This window comes from Streptomyces kryoterrae, from assembly GCF_054072135.1.
Genome location: NZ_CM133358.1, coordinates 3,892,917 through 3,919,298 on the forward strand (window position 1 = coordinate 3,892,917; position 26,382 = coordinate 3,919,298).

General features: G+C 70.8%; 22 protein-coding genes. 7 read left to right on the forward strand and 15 right to left on the reverse strand.

All coding sequences use genetic code 11. The annotated features are described in order from the left end of the window. The first annotated feature begins 24 nt into the window (after positions 1–24). Complete coding sequence (locus ACW4TU_RS16505) at positions 25–732, forward strand: ester cyclase (protein ID WP_457428576.1); 708 nt, start codon at positions 25–27, stop codon at positions 730–732. A 125-nt stretch (positions 733–857) separates the two neighbouring features. Here the strand turns inward: ACW4TU_RS16505 and groL are convergent, their stop codons facing one another. After that, positions 858–2,483: a chaperonin GroEL gene (gene groL / locus ACW4TU_RS16510; RefSeq protein WP_457428577.1), complete on the reverse strand. Its 1,626-nt coding sequence runs from the start codon at positions 2,481–2,483 to the stop codon at positions 858–860. 121 nt (positions 2,484–2,604) lie between these two features. Continuing rightward, a complete protein-coding gene (gene groES, locus ACW4TU_RS16515) occupies positions 2,605–2,913 on the reverse strand; it encodes a co-chaperone GroES (RefSeq protein ID WP_006377800.1) in 309 nt (102 codons plus the stop codon). A 212-nt stretch (positions 2,914–3,125) separates the two neighbouring features. Between groES and ACW4TU_RS16520 the strand changes: the two genes are divergently transcribed. Continuing rightward, the gene (locus tag ACW4TU_RS16520) at positions 3,126–3,812 is read left to right on the forward strand and encodes a hypothetical protein (RefSeq protein ID WP_457428578.1); all 687 of its coding nucleotides are present in this window, start codon (positions 3,126–3,128) and stop codon (positions 3,810–3,812) included. Positions 3,813–3,843: 31 nt separating this feature from the next. On the opposite strand, the gene ACW4TU_RS16525 is transcribed toward ACW4TU_RS16520, so the two are convergent. Then, entirely contained in the window at positions 3,844–4,644 is an 801-nt protein-coding gene (locus ACW4TU_RS16525; protein WP_457428579.1) for a polysaccharide deacetylase family protein, read from the reverse strand. After that, positions 4,641–5,591 carry a polysaccharide deacetylase family protein gene (locus ACW4TU_RS16530; RefSeq protein ID WP_457428580.1) on the reverse strand — a complete coding sequence of 317 codons (951 nt, stop codon included), beginning with the start codon at positions 5,589–5,591 and terminating at the stop codon, positions 4,641–4,643. Before ACW4TU_RS16530 ends, ACW4TU_RS16525 begins: the two co-directional genes overlap by 4 nt. A gap of 90 nt (positions 5,592–5,681) precedes the next feature. Here ACW4TU_RS16530 and ACW4TU_RS16535 point away from each other — a divergent pair, with 90 nt between their 5' ends. Beyond that, entirely contained in the window at positions 5,682–6,866 is a 1,185-nt protein-coding gene (locus tag ACW4TU_RS16535) for a class I SAM-dependent methyltransferase (RefSeq protein ID WP_457428581.1), read from the forward strand. Between the two features lie 64 nt (positions 6,867–6,930). Here the strand turns inward: ACW4TU_RS16535 and ACW4TU_RS16540 are convergent, their stop codons facing one another. The 5 genes from ACW4TU_RS16540 to ACW4TU_RS16560 form a co-directional block, all read right to left on the reverse strand. Beyond that, on the reverse strand, positions 6,931–8,214 hold the full coding sequence (locus tag ACW4TU_RS16540) for an RNA polymerase sigma factor (RefSeq protein WP_457428582.1): 1,284 nt from the start codon (positions 8,212–8,214) through the stop codon (positions 6,931–6,933). Positions 8,215–8,286: 72 nt separating this feature from the next. Next, positions 8,287–8,643 carry a YciI family protein gene (locus tag ACW4TU_RS16545; RefSeq protein WP_457428583.1) on the reverse strand — a complete coding sequence of 119 codons (357 nt, stop codon included), beginning with the start codon at positions 8,641–8,643 and terminating at the stop codon, positions 8,287–8,289. A 158-nt stretch (positions 8,644–8,801) separates the two neighbouring features. Beyond that, positions 8,802–9,875, reverse strand: coding sequence for an LCP family protein (locus ACW4TU_RS16550; protein ID WP_457428584.1), 1,074 nt, complete (start codon positions 9,873–9,875; stop codon positions 8,802–8,804). 95 nt (positions 9,876–9,970) lie between these two features. Beyond that, entirely contained in the window at positions 9,971–11,323 is a 1,353-nt protein-coding gene (locus ACW4TU_RS16555) for a glycoside hydrolase family 10 protein (protein ID WP_457428585.1), read from the reverse strand. Positions 11,324–11,460: 137 nt separating this feature from the next. Continuing rightward, positions 11,461–12,513: a LacI family DNA-binding transcriptional regulator gene (locus tag ACW4TU_RS16560; RefSeq protein ID WP_457428586.1), complete on the reverse strand. Its 1,053-nt coding sequence runs from the start codon at positions 12,511–12,513 to the stop codon at positions 11,461–11,463. A gap of 141 nt (positions 12,514–12,654) precedes the next feature. On the opposite strand from ACW4TU_RS16560, the gene ACW4TU_RS16565 reads away from it, so the two are divergent. Genes ACW4TU_RS16565 through ACW4TU_RS16580 form a run of 4 tightly spaced genes read left to right on the forward strand, consistent with a single transcriptional unit; the run spans position 12,655 to position 18,179 of the window. Continuing rightward, positions 12,655–13,998 (forward strand): ABC transporter substrate-binding protein, encoded by a 1,344-nt coding sequence (locus ACW4TU_RS16565; protein ID WP_457428587.1) that lies wholly within the window; start codon positions 12,655–12,657, stop codon positions 13,996–13,998. Further along, positions 13,995–14,891 (forward strand): carbohydrate ABC transporter permease, encoded by an 897-nt coding sequence (locus ACW4TU_RS16570; protein ID WP_457428588.1) that lies wholly within the window; start codon positions 13,995–13,997, stop codon positions 14,889–14,891. Before ACW4TU_RS16565 ends, ACW4TU_RS16570 begins: the two co-directional genes overlap by 4 nt. A gap of 4 nt (positions 14,892–14,895) precedes the next feature. Then, on the forward strand, positions 14,896–15,804 hold the full coding sequence (locus ACW4TU_RS16575) for a carbohydrate ABC transporter permease (RefSeq protein WP_457428589.1): 909 nt from the start codon (positions 14,896–14,898) through the stop codon (positions 15,802–15,804). A 59-nt stretch (positions 15,805–15,863) separates the two neighbouring features. Then, positions 15,864–18,179, forward strand: a complete 2,316-nt coding sequence (locus ACW4TU_RS16580; RefSeq protein WP_457428590.1) for a beta-xylosidase/alpha-l-arabinosidase — start codon at positions 15,864–15,866, stop codon at positions 18,177–18,179. A 29-nt stretch (positions 18,180–18,208) separates the two neighbouring features. On the opposite strand, the gene ACW4TU_RS16585 is transcribed toward ACW4TU_RS16580, so the two are convergent. From ACW4TU_RS16585 to ACW4TU_RS16610, 6 genes are all read right to left on the reverse strand, one after another. Further along, positions 18,209–19,126: a DUF3152 domain-containing protein gene (locus ACW4TU_RS16585; protein ID WP_457428591.1), complete on the reverse strand. Its 918-nt coding sequence runs from the start codon at positions 19,124–19,126 to the stop codon at positions 18,209–18,211. Next, a complete protein-coding gene (locus ACW4TU_RS16590; RefSeq protein WP_457428592.1) occupies positions 19,123–19,416 on the reverse strand; it encodes a hypothetical protein in 294 nt (97 codons plus the stop codon). Before ACW4TU_RS16590 ends, ACW4TU_RS16585 begins: the two co-directional genes overlap by 4 nt. A gap of 207 nt (positions 19,417–19,623) precedes the next feature. Beyond that, positions 19,624–20,400 carry a phosphate ABC transporter ATP-binding protein PstB gene (gene pstB / locus ACW4TU_RS16595; protein ID WP_457430155.1) on the reverse strand — a complete coding sequence of 259 codons (777 nt, stop codon included), beginning with the start codon at positions 20,398–20,400 and terminating at the stop codon, positions 19,624–19,626. A 154-nt stretch (positions 20,401–20,554) separates the two neighbouring features. Then, positions 20,555–21,481 carry a sortase gene (locus tag ACW4TU_RS16600; RefSeq protein WP_457428593.1) on the reverse strand — a complete coding sequence of 309 codons (927 nt, stop codon included), beginning with the start codon at positions 21,479–21,481 and terminating at the stop codon, positions 20,555–20,557. A 94-nt stretch (positions 21,482–21,575) separates the two neighbouring features. Next, positions 21,576–23,558 (reverse strand): Ig-like domain repeat protein, encoded by a 1,983-nt coding sequence (locus ACW4TU_RS16605; RefSeq protein ID WP_457428594.1) that lies wholly within the window; start codon positions 23,556–23,558, stop codon positions 21,576–21,578. A gap of 142 nt (positions 23,559–23,700) precedes the next feature. Further along, entirely contained in the window at positions 23,701–26,376 is a 2,676-nt protein-coding gene (locus tag ACW4TU_RS16610) for a hypothetical protein (protein WP_457428595.1), read from the reverse strand. Between the last annotated feature and the right edge of the window lie 6 nt (positions 26,377–26,382).

Here is a 26,382-nt window from a genome sequence, read left to right on the forward strand (position 1 = left end):
CCCAGGGGGGCCGGAGGCGGCGCCATGACATTCGTACAGCTGATTGACTGCAGAACCAGTCGGTTCGACGAGATGAACCGGCTGATGGACTCCTGGGTGGAACAGACCAGGGGGAAGCGGAGCGCGACGCACACGCTGATGGGCAAGGATCTCTCGGACTCGTCGCACTTCGTCGAGATCGTGGAGTTCCCGTCGTACGAGGAGGCGATGCGGAACTCGAACCTTCCCGAGACCGACAGGATCTTCCGGGAGATGGTCGCCCTGTGCGACGAGATGCCGACGTTCACGGATCTGGACGTGGTGCGGGACGAGCAGTTGTGCGCGGACACCGCGCGGCGGTTCTTCGAGGTGATCGCCACCCATGGTGAACTGCCCCCGCTCAACGACCTGTTCGTGGAGAGCTACCACGACCACGACCCGTCCAACGAGCAGGATGTCGTCGGGCTGGACGCGGCCCGGCGCGAGATGCAGATGTGGCGCGAGGGCTTCGACTTCGCGTTCACCGTGCACGAGCAGATCGCCCAGGGTGACCGGGTCTGCACGCGGTGGACGTGGAACGGGACCCAGCGGGGCGATTTCCTCGGGATTCCCAACAGTGGCAGGAAGGCCTCGATGACCGGCGCGACCATCCACCGGTTCGACACGAACGGGAAGATCGCCGAGGGCTGGTGGGAGTACGACCGGCTGGGGCTGATGGGACAGCTCGGAGTGCTGGACTCGCTGGAGCAGTAGAGAGCAGCAGAGGGCAGAGCAGTTGGGGCGCGTGCGTACGGGGATCATCTGACCGCCCGCGAAGGGAGAAACCCCCCGTTCCAGCCAGGAACGGGGGGTTTCTTCGTGCCGCGTGAGCTGTTGGCTCAGTGGGAGTGGCCGTGACCGTGGCCACCGGCGGCCGACTCTTCCTCTTCCTTCTTCTCGACGACCAGGGTCTCGGTCGTGAGGAGGAGGGAGGCGATCGAGGCCGCGTTCTCCAGGGCGGAGCGGGTGACCTTGACCGGGTCGATGACGCCCTGCTTGACCAGGTCGCCGTACTCGCCGGTCGCGGCGTTGAAGCCCTGGCCCTTGTCGAGCTCGGCGACCTTGGCGGTGATGACGTAACCCTCCAGGCCGGCGTTCTCGGCGATCCAGCGCAGCGGCTCGACGGCGGCCTTGCGGACGACCGCGACACCCGTCGCCTCGTCGCCGGTCTTGCCGAGGTTGCCCTCGAGGATCTTCACGGCGTGGACGAGCGCGGAGCCACCACCGGAGACGATGCCCTCTTCGACCGCGGCGCGGGTCGCGGAGATGGCGTCCTCGAGACGGTGCTTCTTCTCCTTCAGCTCCACCTCGGTGGCGGCGCCGACCTTGATTACGCACACGCCGCCGGCCAGCTTCGCGAGGCGCTCCTGGAGCTTCTCGCGGTCCCAGTCGGAGTCGGTGTTCTCGATCTCGGCCTTGATCTGGTTGACCCGGCCGGCCACGGCACCCTTGTCGCCACCGCCGTCGACGATGACCGTGTCGTCCTTCGAGATGGTGACGCGGCGGGCGGTGCCCAGCACGTCGAGGCCGACCTGGTCGAGCTTGAGGCCGACCTCCTCGGCGATGACCTCGGCGCCGGTGAGCGCGGCCATGTCGCCGAGCATCGCCTTGCGGCGGTCACCGAAGCCGGGGGCCTTGACCGCGACCGCGTTGAAGGTGCCGCGGATCTTGTTCACGACCAGGGTCGACAGGGCCTCGCCCTCGACGTCCTCGGCGATGATCAGCAGCGGCTTGGAGGAGTTGGTCTGGATGACCTTCTCCAGCAGCGGCAGCAGGTCCTGGATGGAGCCGATCTTGCCCTGGTGGATCAGGATGTACGGGTCGTCGAGGACGGCCTCCATACGCTCCTGGTCGGACACCATGTACGGGGACAGGTAGCCCTTGTCGAAGGCCATGCCCTCGGTGAAGTCCAGCTCCAGGCCGAAGGTGTTGGACTCCTCGACGGTGATGACACCGTCCTTGCCGACCTTGTCCATCGCCTCGGCGATGAGCTCGCCGACCTGTGTGTCCTGCGCGGAGAGCGCGGCCACGGCGGCGATGTCGGACTTCTCCTCGATCGGGCGGGCGGTCGCGAGGAGTTCCTCGGACACAGCCTTGACCGCCGCGTCGATGCCCTTCTTCAGGGCGGCCGGGGAGGCGCCGGCGGCGACGTTCTTCAGGCCCTCGCGGACGAGCGCCTGGGCCAGCACGGTGGCGGTGGTCGTACCGTCACCCGCGATGTCGTTGGTCTTGGTCGCCACCTCCTTCACCAGCTGGGCGCCGAGGTTCTCGTACGGGTCGTCGAGCTCGACCTCGCGGGCGATGGTGACGCCGTCGTTGGTGATGGTGGGAGCGCCGAACTTCTTGTCGATGACGACGTTGCGGCCCTTGGGGCCGATCGTCACCTTGACAGTGTCGGCAAGCTTGTTGACGCCGCGCTCAAGGGCGCGACGGGCGTCCTCGTCGAACTTCAGGATCTTCGCCATAGGAGCGGTTCAGCCCTCTCGGAAAACTTGGGTGAACGAACCGCGCCCCCGGCACCCGGCTTGTTGAGAGTCGCGGGGGCCAGGGGCGCAGTTCACTGCAATGCTGTTAAAACCGGGTGAATTACTTCTCTACGATCGCGAGCACGTCGCGAGCCGAGAGGACGAGGTACTCCTCGCCGTTGTACTTCACCTCGGTGCCGCCGTACTTGCTGTACAGCACGATGTCGCCGGTCTTCACGTCGAGCGGAAGCCGCTCGCCGTTCTCGAAGCGGCCCGGGCCAACAGCCAGGACGACGCCCTCCTGGGGCTTCTCCTTGGCAGTGTCCGGAATGACCAGGCCAGAGGCCGTGGTCTGCTCAGCTTCGAGCGGCTGGACCACAATGCGGTCCTCGAGCGGCTTGATGGCAACCTTGGAGCTGGTGGTCGTCACGATCCGACCTCCCCCTTCGGAGATCTCACGGGGTTAACTGTCTGAGGTGGCGACCAGGTCGATCCGTCGTCGCGGGTGCCGGACCTGCCCGTCGCTATTGGCACTCTCCAGTGGGGAGTGCCAGACCTGAGACTATGACTGCGATTAGCACTCGGTCAAGCGGAGTGCCAATCGCGTCGTCGGTCGTGCGGGGTTTCCGGTGCTCGTGGGACGTGGCGAAGGGGGTCGAAGACAGGGTGGCGATGCGGCTGCGTCCGGGCGAGACCGAGGCCGTCGGCTGGCGCGTGGTGGCCGTGCCCGACGCCGTCCGGCAGCTGCGCGATGCGACGCCGGACGTCACCGGACGTCCCCGGGTGATCGCGATCGACGGCCGGGGCGGCGCCGGCAAGACGACCCTGGCCGAGCTGCTGCGCGGCGCGGCGCCCGGCTCCGCCGTCGTGCACACCGATGACATCGCCTGGAACCACGCCTGCTTCGACTGGGGCGCCGTGCTCGTCGAGAACGTCCTGCGCCCCCTGCACCGGGGTGAGGCGGTGGGCTTCCGCCCCGACGCCTGGATCCGGCACGACCGGCCCGGATCGATCACCGTCCCCGCCGGTGGCGACTTCGTCTGGGTCGAGGGCACGGGCATCATCCGCGAGGAGCTCGCCCCGTGGCTGGACGCCTCGGTGTGGATGCAGGGTGACCTCGACGAGCAGCAGCGCCTGTTGGCCGTCCGCGACGGTGATTCCCCCGAGCAGCGGGAGCACGTGGCGAACTGGCTGCTGGAGGAACTGCCGTTCATGCTGCGCGAACAGCCGTGGGCCCGGGCCACCATGATCGTCGCCGGCCCTCCGCAGACCGACCACGACCACGACCCGGGCACCGAGCTGGTCGTCGCCCCGCCGACCGGCCCCTGAGGCCACCTCTGGACCGGCTCGACCCCGGACGTCAGAGGTAGTCCTCCAGGCGGCCCACGCCGAGCCCCCTCTCCTGGACCTCGCGGAGCAGCCTCACCGTCCGCTCGACCAGGGGAGTGCCGTCCAGGTCGTCGTCCGGGCCCACCAGGAGGATGTCGCCCGCCCGGAGGCGCTCCCCCTCGGTCCACAGGACCACCGTCGAGACCCCGCAGTCCCCGGCCGCCCTCAGGGTGGTCGGGTCGTAGGTGCCGTAGGGCGGGCGGAAGAGGCGGGGGCGGAGGCCGAAGCGTTCCCGGAGTTTGTCCTGCTGGCCGCAGATCTCGGCGCGCTGGCCGGCGTACGGCAGGCCTCGTAGGGACTGGTGGTCCAGGGTGTGGTTCTGGATGTTCGCGCCGACCTCGCGCAGGCGGGCGAAGTGTGCGTAGCCCGGGCCCACGACGCTGTCCGTGAGGAACATGCTGACCGGGAGCCGCAGTTCGCGTACCAGGTCGACGAACCGGGGGTCGCGTTCGGCGCCGTCGTCGTAGGTGAGGAAGACGACCTTGTCGTGGGTCGGGACGCGGTCGACGACCGGGGGGAGGCCGGGGCCCGCCGCGTGGATCCGGGGGCGGGGCGACGGGGGCGGGGCCAGGGGCACGGGGGACGACAGGCCCCAGCGGCGGTACGCGTGTGCGTCGCCGGCCGGGGAGGACGTACGGGCGGCCTGCCGGGCCGCGTGGGCCGCCTTCCTGCCGAGCCGTTCGATGGGGTCCACGGACGGGGCGCAGCCGGCGACGGTCGCCGCCAGGAGCACGGCGGCGAGGGCGGCGGCGGCCAGCGGGCGCGCGGTCACAGGTAGTCCTCCAGGCGGGCCACCGCGTACCCCTTGGCGGTGACGAGCTTCATGAAGCGGCGGACCATGTCGGGCATCGTGCCCTTCCCCTCGCCCTTGCCGCGGAAGTGACTGAGGACGATGTCGCCGGGGTGGATGTCCCGGTCCCACTCGCGGTAGTCCCAGTGGTCGGCGAAGACCTCCTCGTTCCAGAGGGGTACGTGCTTCACGCCGCACGATTTCGCCGCGCGCAGGCTGTCCTCGTCGTAGTTGCCGTAGGGCGGGCGGAAGAGGGTCGGGCGGGTGCCGAACCGCTTTTTGATCACGTCCTGCATGCCGCAGATCTCGGTCTTCTGGCGTTCGTAGGAGAGGGCGGGCAGGTAACGGTGGCGGAGGGTGTGGTTGTTGAGTACGACGCCCAGGTCGCGCATCTTCCTGAAGTAGCCGTAGTCCTCCTTGACCAGGTAGTCGCTGAGGAAGGCGGTGTACGGGATCTTCAGGTCGCTCATCATCCGCAGGAACGCCGGGTCCTTCTCGGCGCCGTCGTCGATCGTGAGGAAGACGATTTTGTCGCGGGTCGGGATCGTGGTGAAGACGGGCGGCAGGCCGCGTTCCTCGTGGTCGTCCACCTCGAAGCCCTTGCGGGTGGTGAGCCTCGGTTTGCGGGCGGGGGGCGGGGGTGCGGTCAGCGGGGGCTCGGCCAGGCCCCAGCGCCTGGCCGTGGCCGCGCGGGCCGCGTAGGTGCGGCGCAGCTTCCGGGCGTACGCGTCGAGGGCGCGCGCCGGGGGTGCGTTCAGGCGCAGTTCCTGGCCGGGGGCAGGGCGGACGTTCTTCGGCGGGGCACCGTCTTTCGCGCCCCGTTCCGGGCCGCCTTCCGCGCAGCCGGAGGCGAGGGTGGCCACGGCGAGCGCGGCGATCCCAGCACGGAAAATAGACCCGTTTTTGTATTTTTGTCCTACTGATCGCATGGTGTCGGATCTTCCCAGGGCGGGACCGAGGAAGCTGGCCGACACCGCCACCGGAAGCACGCCGTCCACCGGCTGGCCCACAATGACCCGGTGAACGACCTCGCCGCACCCCTCTCCGCCTTCGCCGCCCTCCTCACCCCCGAGGGCCGCGCCCTCCTCGACGAGGTGCGCGGTACCGAGCCGGCCCGTGAACTGGCCGTCGCCACCCGGCTGCGCCGCGCGCACCCCGCCGAACTGGTCTCGGCGGCGCTGGGACAGGAACGGTTGCGGCAGCGGGCGGTGGCGAAGTTCGGTGCCGGGGACGCTGGGCGGATGTTCTTCACGCCGAACGGGGTCGAGCAGTCGACGCGGGCGAGCGTGGCCGCGTACCGGGCGGGCCGGTTCAGGGAGTTGGGCGTGACCTCCGTCGCCGACCTGTGCTGCGGGATCGGGGGCGATGCCCTCGCGCTCGCCCGGGCCGGGATCCGCGTCCTCGCCGTGGACCGGGATCCGCTCACGGCCGCCGTCGCGCGCGCGAACGTCGAGGCGCTGGGGATCGGGGATCTGGTGGAGGTGCGGGAGGCGGACGTCACCGACGTCGACACGTCCTCGTACGACGCCGTGTTCGTCGATCCGGGGCGGCGGGGCGGGCGCGGGAGGATCTTCGATCCCGAGGCGTACTCACCGCCCCTGTCGTGGGCCACGGGGGCGGCGCGGAAGGCTCCGCTGGCCGCGCTGAAGATCGCCCCCGGTGTGCCGCACGAGGCGATTCCCTCCGACGCGGGGGCCGAGTGGATCTCGGACGGCGGGGACGTGAAGGAAGCGGTGCTGTGGTTCGGGACCGAGCCGGGGGTCGTGCGGGCGACTCTGCTGCCGGGGCCGCGTGTTCTGGCCGGTCGGGGGCTGCCGGATCCTCAAGTACGTGCGGTGGGGCGGTACTTGTACGAGCCCGACGGCGCCGTCATCCGGGCGCATCTGGTGGCGGAGGTGGCCGAGGAGGTCGGTGGGGGGCTCCTCGACGAGACGATCGCCTATGTGACGGCGGATGAGCTGCGGGCCACGCCCTACGCCTCCGCGTACGAGATCACCGACCGACTGCCGTTCGGGGTCAAGAAGTTGAAGGCGTTGTTGCGGGAGCGGGGGGTCGGGGTGCTGACCGTGAAGAAGCGGGGGTCGGCCGTCGAGCCCGAGGAGCTCCGGAAGATGGTGAAGCCTCGGGGGCCCAACTCGGCGACGGTTTTTCTTACCCGGGTGGCGGGGGCGCCGGCGATGCTGATCGGCCACCCCGCGCGGTGAGCTCCGCCGGTTGGGCGGTTCGTCCACCGCGGGCCCGGTGAGGGCTTGCCACGCCCCTGAAAGCTCAGCCGCACTCCTGCGCTCTGGCTCGTAGCAGGTCCCGTTCGCGTGCGTTCTGGGTCAGGTCCGCTGCTCGCAGGAATTCGGCTCTGGCCTCCTTCGCGCGGCCGAGGCGCAGGAGCAGGTCGCCTCTCACGCTGGGGAGCAAGTGGTAGTCGCGCAGGGCCGGTTCGGTCATGAGGGTGTCGATGACGCGTAGGGCGGGGGCCGGGCCTTGCGCCATCGAGACGGCCACCGCTCGGTTCAACTCCACCACGGGGGACGGGGACCGGGCGGCGAGTGCCGCGTACAGCGCGGCGATGCGGGGCCAGTCCGTGTCGTCGTAGGAGTGGGCGTGGGCGTGGCAGGCGGCGATGGTGGCCTGGAGGGCGTACGGGCCCGGGCCTGACGTGGTTGTCGTGGCGCCGGCCGCTTCCGCTCGGGCCAGGGCCGTGAAGCCGCGGGCGATCAGCATGCGGTTCCAGCGGGAGCGGTTCTGGTCCTTGAGGAGTACCGGTTCGCCGTTCGGGCCGGTGCGGGCCGACGAACGGGACGCCTGGAGCTCCAACAGGGCTGTCAGCGCGTGCACTTCGGGTTCCTTGGGCATCAGGCCCGACAGCACACGGGCCAGCCGCAGGGCGTCCTCGCAGAGGGCGGGGCGCAGCAGGTCGTCGCCGGCTGTGGCGGCGTACCCCTCGTTGAAGATCAGGTAGATGACCTCCAGGACCGAGCCGAGACGGGCCTCGCGCTGTGGGCCGTACGGGACCTCGAAGGCGACGTTCTTCGTCGCGAGGGTCCGTTTGGCGCGGACGATGCGCTGGGCGACGGTGGCCTCGGGGACCAGGAAGGCGCGGGCGATCTCGGGGGTGGTGAGGCCGCCGAGGAGGCGGAGGGTGAGGGCGATGCGGGCCTCGGCGGACAGCACCGGGTGGCAGGCGGTGAAGACGAGGCGGAGCAGGTCGTCGTCGATGTCGTCGGGGGCGGACGGCTCGACCGGCGGGGCGGTCGTCTCCAGGGTCCGGCCGATCTCCGCCAGCTTGCCGGCGTACGTCTCGCGGCGGCGGACCAGGTCGATGGCGCGGTGCTTGGCGGTGGCCATGAGCCAGGCGCCCGGGTTGTCGGGGACGCCGTCGCGGGGCCACTGTTCGAGGGCCGCGACCAGGGCGTCCTGGGCCAGTTCCTCGGCGATGCCTATGTCCCGGACGGTGCGCGTGACGGCCGCGATGATGCGGGGGAATTCGAGGCGGAAGACCGTCTCGACTGATCGCTCGGTCGCGGAGTCGGAGTCGGAGGTGGGCTGCTGGGTCACAGCCCACCATCAGACACCGTCGGCGGCGATCGGCCAAGGAGGCTGGGAGAGCGGGGGTGACGAGCGGTTCGCTCAGCCCTCCGCGATCTCCCGCACCTCACAGGTGACCGTCCAGTGCTCCTCGTGCACCTTCAGGAAGCGCTTGGTCCACTCCAGGGCCTCGGCCCTGTCCTTGCACTGCATGATCGCGTAGCCGCCGACGACCTCCTTGGACTCGGTGAAGGGGCCGTCGGTGACCGAGATCCTTCCGTCCTGCCAGTGCACGCGGGTGCCCTGCGCGGCGGGCGTGAGACCGGCCGTGTCGAGCATCACCCCGGCCTTGGTGACCTCCTCGATCAGCTCGCCCATGCGCTGCATCAGCTCCGGGCTGGGGCCCTCGGCGGGGACGGTGGCTTCGTCGATCTGTACGAGGGAGAGATAGCGGGGCATGGGGTTCCTCCTTGGGCGGGGCCCGGTTCCTTTCCGGGCTCTCACCTGTGCGTCGAACGGGGAGGACCCGGATCGACACAGCTGCGGAAATTTCTTCGGGAATCTTTCCCCGGGGTCGTTTCCGCAGCTCAGAGGCATCCCCCCGCGCCGCAAGGCCCTCAGCGCAAGGTCGCCCACAACTCCGCCGCCTCCGGCTGCTGGGCCACCACCCGGTTGGCGTCGGATGCCGCCGTCACCACCGGCATCGTCACCGTCTTCAGCTCGTCCGCCGACAGGCCCTGGAGGCTCTGGCCCAGGCTCATCAGCTCGCTGAGCGAGTTCAGGCCGGTGTCCGTGGTCAGGCCGGCCGTGGCCACGTCGGCGACCTTGTACAGCCTGGCCGGGCTGGTCAGCAGGTTCGTCGAGGAGATCTGCTGGAGGAGGGCCTTGACCAGGGTCTGCTGGAGGCCTATTCGGCCCAGGTCGCTGCCGTCGCCGATGCCGTGCCGGGTGCGGGCGAGGGCGAGCGCCTTGGTGCCGTCGAGGTGGTGTTCGCCCGCCTTCAGGTCGAGGTGGCTGTCCTCGTCGTGGATGTCCTCGTCGGTGGTGACCGTGACGCCGCCCAGCGCGTCCACCAGGTCCGCGAAGCCGGCGAAGTCGACCTCCAGATAGTGGTCCATGCGGACGTTCGTCATCGCCTCCACCGTCTTGACCGCGCAGACCGGGCCGCCGACCGAGTACGCCGTGTTGAACATGACGCCGTACGCCTCCGCCGTCGAACCCCCGTCCGCCAGGGGGCAGGACGGGCGCGTGACCAGCGTGTCGCGCGGGATGCTCACGATCGTCGCCTTCGTGCGGCCCGCGTCCAGGTGGACGACCATCGCCGTGTCGGACCGCGCGCCCTCGCTGCTGCCACCGCCGAGCGCCTGGTTGCGCTTGCCGCTGCGCGAGTCCGACCCCAGGACCAGGATGTTCAGCGCCTCGCTCGGCAACGGTGACGCCGAGGCGGACGCGCCTGCCGAGGGCAGTGACTGCGTCTTGGCCGGGCGGTTGTCGCCGAGCGCGCTGTTGATGTCGACGCTCTTGATGTTGCGGTTCAGGTGCCAGTAGGCATAACCCGCGCCTGCGGCCGCGATCACCAGGGTGCCTGCCAGCGTGAAACCGACGGCCTTCATCCAGCGCGACGACCGTCGGCCCACCTGTCTTTCCGCGCCCCCGTCGTCATCCGACGTCTTCTCTTCGTCTCCCGTCACACGGAGGAACGTACGTCCGAATTATTACGCGCAGGGGCGCCGGCCCGGGATTCTTCGGAGAATCTCACGCTTCTCAGCCCAAAATCAGACCGGGATCACCCCAGCGTTACCGTCGGTAGCGGGTTGCTCCCGCTCCATGTCCCGTTGAACCCGAAGCTGACCGAGCCGCCACTCGGCACCGTCCCGTTGTACGAGGCGTTCACGCAGGTCACCGCCGCCCCCGACTGGGTGCAGGCGGCGTTCCAGGCCTGTGCGACCCGTTGGCCCGCGCCGTACGTCCAGCTCACCTTCCACGACGACAGCGACCGGCCCGCGGAACAGGCGATCGTCACCTGCCCGGTGAACCCGGAGTTCCACTGGTTCGGGACGCTGTACGTCGCCGTGCAGCCCTCCGTCGAAGGGGTGCCGCCGAGCGACTGGGCGATGGCGTAGTACGCCGGTTTCGGGGCGAAGCTCTCCGTGTACGGGGTCGCCGCGCCGTATCCGTCGAACACGTCCGGGATCCATGAGTCGGAGTCCGTGAAACCCCAGACCGTCACGCCGACGCACCTGGTCACGGCCACACAGGCGTCCATGACCGACTTGTAGTCGGCCGCCTGCTGGGTCAACTTGGCGTCCGTGGCGGGTAGTTGCATACGGATGTCGAGTTCCGTGATCGCCACGTCGACGCCCAGATCGGCGAACCGCTGGATGTTCTGCTGGAGGGTCGAGGGGTACTGACCGAGGATCAGGTGCGCCTGCAGGCCCACTCCGTCGATCGGGATCCCGCGCTCCTTCAGGGACTTGACCAGGTTGTAGAGGGCCGTGCTCTTCGCGTTGACGCCCTCGACGTTGTAGTCGTTGACGTAGAGCTTCGCCGTCGGGTCGGCCGCCCGTGCCCAGGTCAGGGCCTGCGCGATGTAGTCGGTGCCGAGGTTGGTGGACCACAGCGTCGAGCGGTAGGTGCCGTCCTCGTTGAACGGCTCGTTCACCACGTCCCAGGCCGCCAACCTGCCCTTGTAGCGCGTGACTTCGGTGGTGATGTGGTCCTGGAGGACGGTGCTCAGCTGGGCCGGTGTCCAGGTGCCGTTGGCCAGCCAGCCCGGGTTCTGGCTGTGCCAGACCAGGGTGTGGCCGCGTACCTGCTGGTTGTGCGCCTGGGCGAAGGCGACGATCTGGTCGGCCTCGGTCCAGTTGTACGTACCCCGGCTGGGCTCCACGGACTCCCACTTCATGGCGTTGCCGGGAGTGAGCGAGTTGAACTGGGCGCCGGCCAGGTCGCCGTACGTACCGGTGAGTTTTGAGCCGGTGACGGCGGTGCCGATGACCTTGCCCTTGGTGGTGGCGAGGTCACGCAGTGGGGGTTCCGCCGCGGTTGCCGTCCCGGCGAGGAGCAGGGTGGCGCTGGTGGCTGCGGCTGCGAGGAGCGCGAGCAGACGTGGGCGTAATGCTGTTCTGGAGGGGCTCATTGCGGGTGCCTCCGAAAGTTTCGGCTGTTCAACCGATTGACTTCGGTGCAGTTTGGGGGGCCTCGCGTCACTCGTCAATACAGTTGTGCCGCTGGTAGGCCCATGTTTCGGCCGCCGGTGGACTGCACTGTCCCGCTCTAGACCGCTGGCGGTGCTCCCGTGCTGTTGCGCACCACCAAGCTCGTTGCCAGCTCAACCCTGGTCGCCCCCGACGTGCCGTCCTCCCTGCCCAGATTCAGGACCAGTTTGGCCGCCGTCTCCGCCATTTCCATCAGGGGCTGGCGGACGGTCGTCAGTGGGGGGCCGACCAGGCGGGCGATCGGCAGGTCGTCGAAGCCGACGACGCTCAGGTCCTCCGGGATGCGCAGGCCGAGTTCGCGGGCTGCCTCGTACAGGCCGAGGGCCTGGAGGTCGTTGCCGGCGAAGACGGCGGTCGGGCGGTCCGGGGAACGCAGGAGTTCGAGGCCGGCGCGGTAGCCCGTCTCGTGGTGGAAGTCGCCCACCTTGAGCAGGGCGGGGTCGACCGGCAGGCCGGCCGTCTCCAGCGCGGCGCGGTAGCCGTCGACGCGGGCCCGGCTGCACATCATCCGGGAGGGGCCGCTGATCGACGCGATGCGGGTGTGGCCCAGTTCGACGAGGTGGCGGGTGGCCGCCAGACCGCCCTGCCAGTTGGTCGCGCCGACCGAGGGCACGTTGTCGCCGGGGTCGCCCGCCGGGTCCATCACCACGAACGGGATGGAGCGGCTGGTCAGCAGCGCCCGCTGGGACTCGTCGAGGCCGGACAGGACGAGGATCACGCCGTGCGGACGGCGCGCCGCGACCTGGTCGGCCCAGGTGCGGCCCGGGGTGAGACGGCCCGCGCTCTCGGAGAGGACGACGCTCAGCCCCTCCTCCCGCGCCGCGTTCTCCACCCCCCGGATGACCTCCATCGCCCACGCGCTCTCCAGCTCGTGGAAGACCAGGTCGATCAGCGGGGAGCGGGTCGCCTCGGCGCGGCGGCGCCGGTAGCCGTACGCCCGCAACAGGTCCTCGACACGGGTCCGGGTGCCGGGGGCGACATCGGCGCGGCCGTTGAGCACCTTCGAAACAGTCGGAGCGGAGACGCCTGCCTCGCGGGCGATCTCGGCGAGCGTCGCGGTCTGGGTGGACTGCGGTGTCGTCTGCGTTTCAACGGATTTCGAGGGTCTCATGGCGGCGATCGTATCCCTGCGCGACCTCTTGACGAAGACCCTGTCCCCCCATAAATTCCCGGAACATTCGACGTACCACCCGAAAGATTCGTACAGAGACTCGTTCAGGTTTCGTTCAGAACATTCGCGAGAGGTGCAGTCATGGAGTCGAACAGAGGGCGGTCCACAGGGTCCACCGGTACGGGGTTCAGCAGGCGCTGGGTGCTCGGTGCCGGAGCCTCCGCCCTGCTCACCACCGGCCTCAGCGCCTGCGGCTCGGGTGAGGGTTCGGGCGGTGGCGGGGACACGATCACCGCGTTCGTGTACGGGGACGACGCCGTGAAGGTCCAGGCGGCGGCCGTCGCGCGGTTCAACAAGTCGGCGGCGGCGAAGACGGCCAAGGGCAAGGTCAAGCTGGAGAAGATCCCGGGCTCGGACTATCTGCCCAAGCTGCGTACGGCGATGGGGTCGCCCAGCGCCCCGGACGTCTTCTTCAACTGGGGCGGCGGCTCCATCAAGGCGTACCAGGAAGCCGACAAGATCGTCGACCTGACCGACGTCATCGAGAACGACCCGGTGCTGAAGAACGGCTTCCTGCCCTCCGTACTCGCCGCCGGGGACCTGGGGGGCCGCCACTACGGCATACCGATGCGCGGTATGCAGCCGGTGATCCTCTTCTACAACAAGACCGTCTTCGCCGAGCAGAAGCTCCAACCGCCCACCACCTGGGACCAGTTGCTCGACATCAACACCAAGCTGAAGAAGGCGGGGATCACCCCGTTCGCCCTCGGCGGCTCCGACCTCTGGCCCGAACTGATGTGGCTGGAGTACCTGGTGGACCGTATCGGCGGCCCCGAGGTCTTCCGGCGCATCCAGGACGGCGACGCGGAGGGCTGGGGCGACCCGGCCGTCCTGAAGGCCGCCGAGATGGTGAAGGAGCTCATCGACGACGGCGCCTTCGGCTCCAAGTTCACCTCGGTGTCGTACGTCAACGGCGGTGCCCCGGCCGTCTTCGCCAAGGGCAAGGCGGCGATGCATCTGATGGGCTCGTGGGAGTACTCGACGCAGCTCGGCAAGTTCCCCGACTTCGCCAAGTCGAACCTGGGCTGGGCGGCCTTCCCGAAGATCGAGGACGGCACCGGCGACGTCCGCAACGTCGTCGGCAACCCCACCAACTACTGGTCGATCAACCCCCGCACACAGAACAAGGACGCGGCGATCGCGTTCCTCAAGGACTGCGCGTCCGAGGCGTACGCGAAGGACCTGGTCGCCCTCGGCGACGTCCCGACCACCTCGAACGCGGCGGCGCTGCTGTCCTCCGCGCCCAACCCCGAGTACGCCAGGTTCCAGTACGACCTGGTCCAGCAGGCACCCGCGTTCACGCTCTCCTGGGACCAGGCGCTCGGCGACGAGCTGGGCACGAAGATGCACACGGAGATCGGGAAGCTGTTCACCGGCAAGTCGTCGCCCGGTGAGTTCGTGTCCGCCTGCAAGGGGCTGAAGTGAGCGTCACGGTCGCTTCCGGAGGCGAAAAGGTTCAGCGGGGGAAGGTGCGGGCCGGGCGGCCGGGCGCCGTCTGGGCGCTCCCCGCGGTGCTCTTCTTCGCCTTCTTCGCCGTCGTCCCGATGGGCCTGGCCTTCTATCTCTCCTTCACCAAGTGGGACGGCCTCGGCGATCCGAAACCGGTGGGCCTCGCCAACTGGCAGAAGCTGCTGGACGATCCGCGGCTGACGCAGTCACTCACGCTCACCGTCCTTCTCACCGCGGCGAGTTGGGCGTTCCAGACCGTCGTGGCACTCCTCCTCGGGGTGTGGGCGGCAGGCCGGCAACGCAACCGGGCCGTCCTCTCGGCGATCTTCTTCGTGCCGTTCCTGCTCTCCTCGACCGCCATCTCGGTCCTCTTCTACGCCCTGCTCGACCCGAACTTCGGCATCATCCAGAAGGACACGCTGGGCTCGTCCAGCGGCGCGTTCCTCGCGATCGTGTTCGTCGGCGGCTGGCAGTTCATCCCGTTCCATACGCTGATCTACCAGGGCGGGGCCCGCCAGATCCCCCAGGTCCTCTATCAGGCGGCGGCGATCGACGGCGCGGGCCGTTACCGCCAGTTCTTCTCGATCACGCTCCCGCAACTGCGGCACACGATCACCACGTCGACCGTGCTGATCGTCGTCGGTTCGCTGACGTACTTCGAGACGGTGCTGATCCTGACGAAGGGCGGCCCGGGCACGGACACGGCGATCCTGCCGTACCTGATGTACGAGGCGGGCTTCAAGACGTACGACTTCGGCTACGCGAGCGCCATCGCCTCCGCCCTCGTGCTGGCCGCCACCGGCCTGTCCCTGATCCTCATCCGGCTGACCGGCTTCGGCGGCATGCGCAGTACGCGTGAAGGGATGTGACGGAGTGTCACACGACACGCTTCCTCGTCCCACGACCGCCGGCAAGCGCCCGGAACAACCGGGGCGGCGGCCGGCCGGCCGTCGGCGCAGGCACTGGACCCGGCGTCCCAACCCGCTGGCCGGCCTGGGCTCGATCGTCTGGCTGGTGATCGTCCTCGTCCCGATCTACGCCATGCTGTCGGCCTCGCTCACCGGCCCCGACAAGGCCCTCACCGGCAACCCCCTGAAGCCGCCCACCGATCCGACCCTCGACAACTACAACACCGTCCTCAACTCGGGCTTCTGGCATCTGCTGAGCAACACGGTGATCGTCGCGGTCACGGTCGTGGTGATCGTCCTCGTGCTCTGCGTGCCGCTGGCGTACGTGGCCGTGCGCACCCGGACCCGCTGGTCGGGCGCCGCCTTCCGGCTGTTCCTGCTCGGGGTGGCGATCCCGGCCCAGGCGGTCGTGGTACCCCTCTACCTCCTCATCGCCAAACTCGACCTGTACGACAGCCTGTTGGCGGTGATCCTGCCGACGGCGGCCTTCGCGATGCCGGTCTCGGTGCTGGTCCTCACCGGCACCCTGCGGGACATCTCGGAGGACCTGTACGAGGCGATGGCCCTCGACGGCGCCTCTCCCCTGCGCATGCTGTTCCAGCTGACCGTCCCGCTGGCCAAGGGCGGCATCAGCACCGTCGTGATCTACGCGGCCCTGCAGGCCTGGAACGGCTTCCTCTTCCCGCTGATCTTCACCCAGTCCGACGAACCCCGGGTCCTGACCCTCGGCCTCTTCAACTTCGTGAGCCAGTTCGGCGTGAACATCCCCGCCCTGCTCGCGTCGGTCGTCCTCTCCGGCATCCCGATCTTCGCCGTCTATCTGGTGGCCCGGCGCGCACTGATCGGCGGCCTGATGGGCGTGGGCGGCAAGTGAACCGACGGGAACCGACGGAAAGCGACGCCGGTGAACTCACCTTCTCTGACAGGAGTTTCATGACCACGGCTCCCTGGCGTGACCGCGCCCTGTGCGCCGACGCCCGCGTCGACGACCTGCTCTCCCGGATGACCCTGGAGGAGAAGACCGCCCAGCTGTACGGCGTGTGGGTGGGCGCCTCGACGGACGGCCACGGGGTCGCCCCGCACCAGCACGACCTGACCGCCGACTACGAGTGGGACGAGCTGATCACCCGAGGTCTGGGCCAGCTCACGCGCCCCTTCGGCACGGCCCCCGTGGACCCGCCGCTGGGCGCGCAGGCACTGGCCCGCGCCCAGCGCCGGATCGTCGAAGCGAGCCGCTTCGGCATCCCCGCGCTGGCCCACGAGGAGTGCCTGGCGGGCTTCACGGCCTGGCGTGCGACGGCGTACCCGGTCCCGCTGGCCTGGGGTGCCACCTTCCACCCCGAGCTGGTGGAGGAGATGGCCACGCGCATCGGCCACGACCTCGCCTCGGTCGGCGTGCACCAGGGCCTCGCCCCGGTCCTGGACGTCGTACGGGATCTGCGCTGGGGCCGGGTCGAGGAGACGATCGGCGAGGACCCGTATCTGGTGGGGACGATCGGGTCGGCGTATGTGCGGGGCCTGGAGTCGGCGGGGATCATCGCCACGCTGAAGCACTTCGCGGGGTACGCGTCCTCGGCCGGCGCCCGCAATCTGGCGCCGGTACGGGCGGGCGCGCGGGAGTTCGCGGACGTGACGCTCCCCCCGTTCGAGATGGCGCTGCGCGAGGGCGGGGCGCGTTCGGTGATGGCGGCCTACAACGAGACGGACGGCGTCCCGGCCTCGGCCGACCCGTATCTCCTGACCCAACTCCTGCGTGAGGAATGGGGGTTCACGGGAACCGTGGTCTCGGACTACTTCGGCATCAGCTTCCTGGAGTCCCTGCACCGGGTCGCCGGTACGCCGGCCGAGGCGGCGCACCTCGCCCTGGCGGCCGGCATCGATGTCGAACTTCCGTCGTTCGCGAGCTACGGCGACGCGCTGGTGACTGCGGTACGGGCGGGAGACGTACCGGAGTCGCTGGTGGACCGGGCGGCGCGCCGGGTGCTGACGCAGAAGTGCGAGCTGGGCCTGCTGGACGAGGACTGGCGGCCGGAGCCGGACGGCGGGCCGATCAACCTGGACTCGGCCGGAAACCGCGCGCTGGCCCGCCGGTTGGCCCAGGAGTCGGTGGTGCTGCTGGACAACCCGGACGGGCTGCTCCCGCTGGCCCCGGACACCCGGATCGCGGTGGTCGGGCCGAGGGCGGCGGACGCGCTGGCGATGCTGGGCTGCTACTCGTTCCCGTCGCATGTCCTGCCCAGCCATCCGGAGACCCCGGTGGGCGTGGACATCCCCACGCTCCTGGACTCCCTGCGCGCCGAACTCCCGGACGCCAAGGTGACGTTCGCGGAGGGCTGCGCCACCTCGGAGCCGGACACCGGGGGCTTCGAGGAGGCGGTGGCCAAGGCCGCCGAGGCGGATGTGTGCGTGGCGGTACTGGGTGACCGGGCGGGCCTGTTCGGCGGGGGTACGTCGGGCGAGGGCTGCGATGTGGCGGAGCTGCAACTGCCGGGCGTACAGGCCGAGTTGCTGGACGCGCTGGTGTCGACGGGGGTGCCGGTGGTGCTCGTCCTGCTCACCGGCCGCCCGTACGCGCTCGGGCGCTGGCACGGGCGGCTGGCGGCCTCCGTGCAGGCGTTCTTTCCCGGGGAGGAGGGCGGCCCGGCAGTCGCGGGAGTGCTGTCGGGCCGCGTCACCCCGTCGGGCCGGCTGCCGGTGAGTGTGCCGAGGGAGCGCGGGGGCCAGCCGTGGACGTACCTCCAGCCGCCGCTGGGGCTGGCGGGCGGGGTGAGCAGCCTGGACCCGACACCGCTCTACCCGTTCGGGCACGGGCTCTCCTACACCTCCTTCCGCTGGGAGGACTTCGCGGAGGGGGGTCCGGCGGAGATCGGGACGGACGGTTCGTACGAGGTGTCCGTGACCGTGCGCAACACGGGCGCGCGGGCCGGGGCGGAGGTCGTGCAGCTGTATCTGCACGACCCGGTGGCCTCGGTGACCCGGCCGGACGTCCGCCTGATCGGTTACGTGCGGCTGGAGTTGGCGCCGGGGGCCGCGAGCCGGGTGACGTTCCGCTTCCACGCGGACCTGTCGGCGTTCACGGACCGCTCGGGGCGCAGGATCGTCGAACCGGGGGTGCTGGAGCTGCGGTTGGCGGCGTCGAGTGCTGACGTACGGTATGCGGCGCGCGTGCGACTGGTGGGCGCGGTCAGGGAGTTGGGCGCGGACCGGCGGATGCGGTGCGATACGGAGATCGGTTCTGTAGCCCCGTAGGCCCGTAGCGCGGACTCGGCCCCGCCGGCTCAGGGCACGGCGGGGCCGCTCAGGTAGCGGCCCTGGGTGTCGTACGGCCAGGCGTTGGACCTGCAGCCCTTGAGACCGTCGATCTGCTGCATCATCGCGGGCGCCGGGCGGCCGGGACCCGGACAGGTCTCGTGGCCGTGGCCGAGCCAGTGGCCGACCTCGTGGTTGACGATCAGGGCTCGGTACTCGACCGGCGGTCCGTCGAACTCGGGGGATCCGAGCTGCCAGCGCTTGAGGTTGATCACCACGTCGGTTCCCGCACGGCAGTTGACCTCCCCGAGGTGTTCCGGCTGCCGCACGTTGCACAGCTTGTCCGTGGTCTTCGCGGTGGCGACGCGGAACGTCAACTCGGCTTCCGGCCCGGTGACCTGGCGGAAGCCGGCGCCCGCCCTGCCCCAGCCCCGCCGGTCGCCCAGGATGACGCCGATCTGCCGGGCGGCGTCCGCCGGGTCGACGCCCGCGCCGTCCTCGACCTGGACGCGGAAGGGGGTTCCGGAGGCGGGCCCGGTGCCGGTGAGCGGGGCCGTCCGGAAGGTGCCGGGGCCGGACGCGGGGATGGTGGGCTGCGTGGAAGAGCCCTTCCCGGATCCGGAAGTGCGGCCGGCGGCGGGGGACCTGGGCGACTCGGAGGCCTCGGGGGACCCGGCGGCGGTGGAGTCGTCGGGGGGCGGGCTCGTGCCGTCCGTCCCAGTGGCCGCCGGGGTGGGCTCGGCCGGTGTCAGGACCACCTCCGGGGCGCGGGCCTGCGACGCGGTGTCCGGCAGCAGCCGGGGCAGGAGTACCGGCACCGCCGCCGTACCGAGCGCGGCGAGGCAGACCGTGGCGCCGATCGCCCCGATACGGGTCCGGCGCCTTTGCCGCCGTCGTAACGCGCTCAGCCGGCGCGACCCGTTCACCGCACGTCGTTGCTCACTCATCGGGGGGAACCGCCTGTCTCGCTCGTGCTGTCGGTACTGCTCGCGTCGGTCGCCGAGGAGGGCTCGGCGCTGGAGGGCTCGGCGCTGGAGGGCTCGGCTCTGGAGGGCTCGGCGGTGAACGGTTCGGGTGTGGCGGGCGGGGCGGGGGAGGCCTCGCCCGTGGAGTCCGTCCCTTCTCCGGCCGCGTCCTCCGCCGCGTGGTTCGCCTCCTGCATACGCGGTCCGGTACAGCCGCGCCGGCCCGTGCGCGCGTACTCCTCGAAGTCCCGCTGCCGGATCGTCGCCGACATCCACTCTCCCTTTTCCCGTCCTGCGTATGGCTGTGGAGCTCACATGCCGTAAAGGCACACGTGCCTCATACGCATCACGCCCCTCACACGCTCACAGGTCTGTGTCTCACCTGTTCTTGAGCGCGCTCGGGGCGGAAAGGTTGAAGGGATTCCGGAAATTTTCTCCTGGGCCCAGAAATCGGCCACGTGGTCGGCCCGCTCGGGGGCTCAGCCGAAGCGGCCCGCCACGTAGTCCGCCGTGCGCTGGTCCTGCGGGGTGCCGAACACGTCGTCGGTGGATCCGTGTTCGACGATGCCGCCGGGTGTGCCCTGTTCGGCGAGGAAGAACGCGCACTGCTGGGAGACGCGGGCGGCCTGCTGCATGTTGTGGGTGACGATCACGACGGTCACCTGGCCGGCGAGTTCGTGGATCGTCTCCTCGACGCGTCGGGTCGAGGTGGGGTCGAGGGCCGAGCAGGGTTCGTCCATGAGGAGGACCCGGGGGCGTACGGCGAGCGCGCGGGCGATGCACAGGCGCTGCTGCTGACCACCGGAGAGCGCGCCGCCGGGCTGGCGGAGCCGGTCGCGCACCTCCTTCCAGAGGCCCGCCCGGGTCAGCGACTCCTCCACGATCTCGTCCTTCTCGCGGCGGCCGGTACGCGCTCCGGTCAGCCGCAGGCCCGCCACCACGTTGTCGTAGATCGACATGGCGGGGAACGGGTTCGGCTTCTGGAAGACCATGCCGATCCGGCGCCGCGCGTCGGTCAGCCGCCAGGACGGGTCGTAGATGTCCTCGCCGTCGAGGAGCACCTCGCCCGCCAGCGCCGCCGACGGGATCATCTCGTGCATACGGTTGAGCGTGCGCAGGAACGTCGACTTGCCGCAGCCGGAGGGACCGATGAGCGCGGTGACCTGACCGGCGGGCATGGTGAGGGAGACCCGGCTGAGCACCTGGTGGCTGCCGAACCAGGCCGCGACGGCGCGGGCTTCGAGCGTGGCGGGCACGGTGGCCGCACCGGCCGGCGCCGGAGTCGAAGCCGGCACGGCGGGCAGGACGACCGTGTCGGTCACGGAATCGGTCAGGGATTCGGTCAGGGCGTCGGTCACGTCGGGTACCTCGTGTCGGAGAAGTCGGGCGCGGAAGGCGTTGCCGCGAGGCTCACAGCAGGTTCGGCAGCAGCTCGGTGGCGCGGGTGGCGACCTGGAGGCCCAGGACGGCGACGACCGGGGCGAAGACGATCCACGTCTGGTGCCGGCCCCACCGGTGCCAGGTCCACACCGCGGCGACCGCCGCGAGCAGCAGGGCCTGGAGCCACATCACCAGCGGCCAGGGCACCCCGGAGGGACGGGCGAGGGGCTCCTCTGCGTGCGGCAGGGTGCCGGAGCGGATGACGGCGGCCGGGGTCTCGGCGGGCGCGGACACCAGGTCCGCGTCGACGCGCAGGACACCGTCCGGCATGAAGCGCGGGCCGGTCGCGGTGACCAGCACCAGGCGCCCCTTCCCGGCGGCGAGGGCGGCGGGCGCCGGATCACCGGCCCGCCGTACGCCGGTGACCTGGTACTTCGCCTTGCCCTGGCCGGTGACGACGGTGAAGGTGTCTCCTGCGGCGAGGTCGGCCAGCTGCCCGAAGGGGCCGCCGTAGGCCGCGGCTCGGCCCATCAGCACGCTGGTGCCGGCCTGACCGGGCATCGGGGTGTCCCGGCGGTGACCGGGGCCGTCGGTCAGCACGGCGGAGTCGGTGCCCTCCAGGACGACCTGGGACAGGTGCAGGGCGGGTACGTCGATCAGCGCGACCGGTGTGCCCGGTGCGAGCAGCCTGCCCTCCTGGTCGACCTGCGCCACCGGGGCGGTGCCCTGGGCGAGTTGGTCGCGCAGCGCGTCGAACGCGGCCTGCTGGGCGCTGTGTTGCTGGATGCCGCTGACCAGCAGCAGCTGTGCGGTGACGCCGAGCAGCAGGGCGGCGAGGCTGAGCAGGCCGCCCCGGGAGAGGTGGCGCACGACGGTGACGCCGGCGACGCGTGTCCGGGACGCGGATGCTGCCGGTGCCGTTGCCGGTGCGGGCGTGGTCTGTACGGCGACCGTCACGGCGGCCCGCCTCCTTCGCGGTTCAGGGGTTCGGGACGACACCCGGGGGACCGTGGCGGCGGTCCCCCGGGTGTCGGGTGGAGAGGGACGGGAATCAGGTGGACTTGACGACGAAGTTCGCGCCGTTCTTGGAGACCACCGTCGTCGAACCGGCGTAGAAGGCGTGCAGCGTGTGCTTGCCCTTGGACAGCTTCGGCAGGGTGACGGTCACCTTGCCGGCGCTGAGCGTGCCGGTGGCGATGATGCGGGTGCCCTCGTAGACACGGACCGTGCCGGCGGGCGTGGTGCCGGTCGCGGTGACCTTCACCGTGACCTTGGCGCGGGCGGTGTGGCTGACCGAGGCCGGGGCGGTGGCGGTGACGGCCGGGGTCGCCTTGGTGACCTTCAGGGAGACGGTCGCCGAGGAGGAGTTGAGCTTGGCGCCGCCCGCGTAGGAGACGGTCAGCGTGTGCGTGGCCACCTTGAGGTGGTTCGACAGGCTGACGGTGACCTTGCCGGCGCTGCTGAGGGTGCCGGTGCCGAGGGTGGTGGCGCCCTCCTTGACGGTGACCTTGCCGGCGGGGACGACGCCGTGGGTGCCGGTCACGGTGACGGCGACCTTCGGGGCGACGCCGTACGCGGTCGTGGCGGCGGTCGCCTTCGTGGTGCTGGCGTACTTGACGGCGCCGGTCCAGGAGGCGGCGTCGCCGGTGCCGATCAGGTTGGCGGCGGCGACCGAGGCGGTGTAGGTGCCGGTGGCCAGGCCCGAGAAGGTGTACGACGTCGTCGTGGCCGGAACGTCCTTCGTGGCCACGACGCCGCCGTCGGCGTCGAGCAGCGTCACGCGGTAGTCCGTGACGGGCTGGGCCGGGGCGGGGCTCGCCGGGGTCCAGGCCAGCTTGACGCTCGCGTCGCCGAGGGTGGTCTTCAGGGCGGGCGCGGCGGGCGTCTTGGCTTCGAGGCCGCTGATCTCCAGGCCGCCGACCTTGGCGTGCTTGGCGAGGTTGACCGAGCCGTTGTACGACTCGTTCACGAAGCCGAACTTGGCGATGACCCCTTCGGCGGGGTCGGAGGCGAGGGCCGCCTCGTGGGTGCCGCTGGTGACGAAGACGTCGTAGAGGTCCTTGTCGAAGAAGACGCTGCTCGGGTCGATCGCCCGGGTCGGGACGACGTTGTAGACGTCGCGGCCGAAGGTGGCGTTCTCGTAGTAGCCGGTGACCGGGGAGAGCTTGCCGTTGACCGTGGTGACCGGGCTGGTGGCGCCGGTGTCGCCGGGCAGCGTGACACTCGCCAGGTGCGCGCCGGCGGCGACCGCGTCCTTGCTGTGGTCGGGGGCGATGTTGTTGTTCTGCGCGATCCAGCTGCCCACGGAGAACGGGACGAGCGTGCCGTCCGCGGTGAGCGCGGTGTCGGCCTGGTTCTCCTGGGTGGTGGCGATGCTCGTGTCGACCGTGTTCTCGTTGAGGCCGATCGCCCCGAGGAAGAACTTGCGGGTGCCCGAGCCGCTCTGCGGGAGGACCGGGTGCACGGTCTGGCCGTTCACCTTGTGGTCGCTGCCGGCCGCGTAGACGTCGTGCAGCTGGTCGACCGTCAGCGTGTCGAGGCCGGAGCCGCGCACCGCGACGCCGACCGCGTCCCGCGCGAACGGGATGTAGGTGAGCGCGGTGCCGGAGACACTCGGGCCGCCGGAGGAGCGGGCGAAGTCGACCTGACCCTTGACGGAGACGCCCGTCGCGTTGGGGAAGAGGTCACCCGTCAGCGACATGCTGAGCGCGGTCCGGCCGGGACCGGACCCGTTGGGCCGGTTGAACGTCGTACCGCCCGAGCGGGTCTGGATCGTGGCGGAGCCGATCGCGTCGTACGAGGCGATGCCCGCGCCGGACGTCGACTTCACAGCGGTGTCGGCGTAGCTGTTCTCGGCGACCTTGTCGCCGGCGAGGGCGTTCAGGACGTCCTGGGTGGTGTCGGAACCCACGCCCACGAGCTGGCGGAACGTTCCGGCGGGGGTGGGGTCGGCGGACGCCGGGCTCGCGAGAGCCAGCGTGCCGGACACCACGGCGGCGGCGACCATGGCCGCCGTGAGGCGCGTTCTGCGCATCGAGGTTCTCCTGTTGTGCGTCGTGTGGAACCGATGGATCTGGCAGATCTGGCAGGGTGGTACGGGCCGTCCGCCCCGACTGACTTTCGGGGCGGGCGGCCGTCTGTGGGGAGCCCCGGCCGGGTGGCCGTGGCTCCGGAGCTCAGCCCCGGCCGGGTGGCAGCAGCCTGCGCAGCCGCTCCGGCAGGGTGAGTCGGGGGACGACGGTCACGGTGCGACCGCCGGGAAGCGGGACCCGGAGCGGCAGCCGCAGCCTGCCGCCGCCCGCGAAGGGCGCCCCGATACCGGCCGCGGCGCCGAGCGCGGCGCCCACCGGGACGGCGTAGCGCAGCGCGTTGGCCGGGTCGGCGGGCGTGGTGCCGAGGGCGGTGGTCTCGACGGCCTGGCCGCCGCCGTACGAGGGCCGGTCGCTGGGCTTCGCGCTCGCGCCGCCGCTGCCGGACGCGGCACCGCCGGTCGTACCACCGTCGGTCGCGGCCCCGGCCTGCGTGCCGCCCGAACCGCCGAGACCGCCGGAGGTGCCCGTGCCGCCGCCGGACGTGCCGCCGCCGCTGGACCCCCCGCTCGCGCCGCCGGAGGAGGACGAGCCGCCCGGGTCGGCGGACGGGCCGGTGTAGTGGGCGAGGGCGGTGGCGGCCTTGGCCGTCCTGTCCCGCAGGGCCTTCGGCAGCGGTGCGTAGCCGCCGGGGAGACGGCCCGGGTCGGCGCCGCTGATCTGGCCCTGGCCGGCCGCGTACGTCAGCAGGGTCGCGTAGTCCTTGCGGGCGGCGGCGTCGAGCTTCGCCGGGCGCACGGCCGCGTAGACGAGCTGGGCGAGCGGGTACGCGCCCTTCGCGGTGGCCTTGGCCGGGCTGATCTCGGGGGCGTTCGCGCCGACCGCGCTCGCCGCCGCGGCGGTGAGGGAAGCGGGGGTCGGTGCGGTGAACGCGCCGGCGGCGTTGCGCAGCCGCGCGGTCTGGAGGCCGTAGCGGGCGGCGGAGGCCGCGTCGGTGACCGTGATCACGAACCGGGAACCGACCGTCTGCGGACCGGGGGTCTTGTAGGCGGGCGGGCTGGCCAGCGGGTCCCAGGTCGCCTTCCAGAGACTGTCGGCGCGCCGGGTGTGCAGGGCGCCGGCGTGCATGTCCGAGACGTACGGGTGGAAGTCGATCATGCACTGCTCGGCGGTGGCGCCGGTGCCCGGCGGGATCGTGCACCACGGGTCGCTCTTGGGGTACGTGTCGATGGCCGCCGGGTCGAAGGCGAAGCCGGTGGGGTTCACGTCCGTGTTGGTGCTGAAGTACGGGTTGACCTTCATGCCCCAGTCGTCGGAGACGCCCGCGAGGAAGTTGCGCGCCTCCTTGTCGGAGACGATCCACTGCCAGACCGCGCGCGCCGAGTCGCTGTGGCCCAGCGCGGTGAGCAGGTCGGTGTCGGTGGCCGGGGTCTCCGGGACGGACAGTTCGGCGAACTCCGGGTTGAGCGAGATGAACTCGGGGTCACTGGCCAGCCCGGCCGGGTTGGACTTCGCCCAGCCGTAGCCCTTCGCGGCGGTGGTGCCGACGACCGCTCCCCAGGGAGAGTTGCGGTAGGACTCGGTGAGCAGCTTGGCTACCAGCCGGGGGGTCAGGTCGAGCGACTCGACCTTGGTGCCGGCGAGTTTACGGATCGCCTCGGAGGCGCCGGCCTTGGGTCTGCGTTCGACGGTGAAGCCGATGACGGTCCCCGAGAGCGTGGTCGGCGCGTAGACGGTGGGGTCCACCGGGGCGGTCGTGCCCGGGTCCGCGCCGAGGGCCCGGGTGGTGAACGCCAGGCCCGAGGAGCCGTCGGCGATGAGGTCGGAGCGGGTGTCGGGCTCGCCGAGTTCCGTGTAGCCGTACACCTTGCCGCTCGGGCAGAGGGCGGTCTGCCAGCTGCTCATGGCGTCGGCGGCGAGTTCGCTGCCGCTGGTGGCGCGCTCGTCGGAGCCCAGCGCGCAGTTGGCGCCGACCGTGTTGAAGCCGAGCTTGACGGCGACGCGGTTCTTCCAGTTGGTCGCGGAGACCGGTGAACCGGCGTTGACCTGGCTGGTGTCGGCGTACGGCTTGCCGTCCAGGTCAAGATGGCCCTGCGGGACGATGACCAGCCAGCAGGAGCGTGGCCGCACGGTCCCGTTCTGCCGTATGGGGGTGCCGCAGCCCAGGTGCGGGGCCTCGTTGGCGGTCTGCACCTCGACGTACTCCCGGCCGGTGCCGTCGGCGCCGGTGCGGGCGAAGTCGACCTCGTTGGTGGTGTTGCGGTTGAACAGGGCGTTGTTCTGGGTGCCGGAGGTGATCAGCGTGCCGTCGACGGCTTTGAAGGGAACCTCGCCGAGGCCGGTCACGTTTCCGGCGCCGTAGCGGTTGTCCTGGCCGTAGTTGGTGGGGTCGGCGCTGTAGAAGACCTTGCGGGTGTCGTCGTACTCGTTGCCGGGCCAGCTGCCCCGGTCGGTGGTCGGGGAGGCGCCGTACTGGCACTGGGTGCGTGAGGGGCCGGGGTTGGCGGGGACGGTGCCGTCGTCGTCGCCCCAGCACTGCATGATCTGTACGAAGTCGGTGTTGAACAGGGTGCCCGCGAGGGTGGTCGGGGTGCCGCCGGTCCAGGAGACGGTGACCGCCTGGCTGGTGAGGTGCTCGGTCTGGCTGACCGTGAACCTCATGTCCTTGAACTCGCCGCGCCCGGAGACGGTCACCGCGGAACCGCTGCCCGCGTCGGCGGTCGCGGGCGGGGCGGTCTGCGCGACGGCGAGGCCGGCGAGGGCCCCGACGGCCGCCCCGGCGACGAGGCGCGTCAGCAGCCGGCGTATCCGACTCGTGCTCATGGCCGT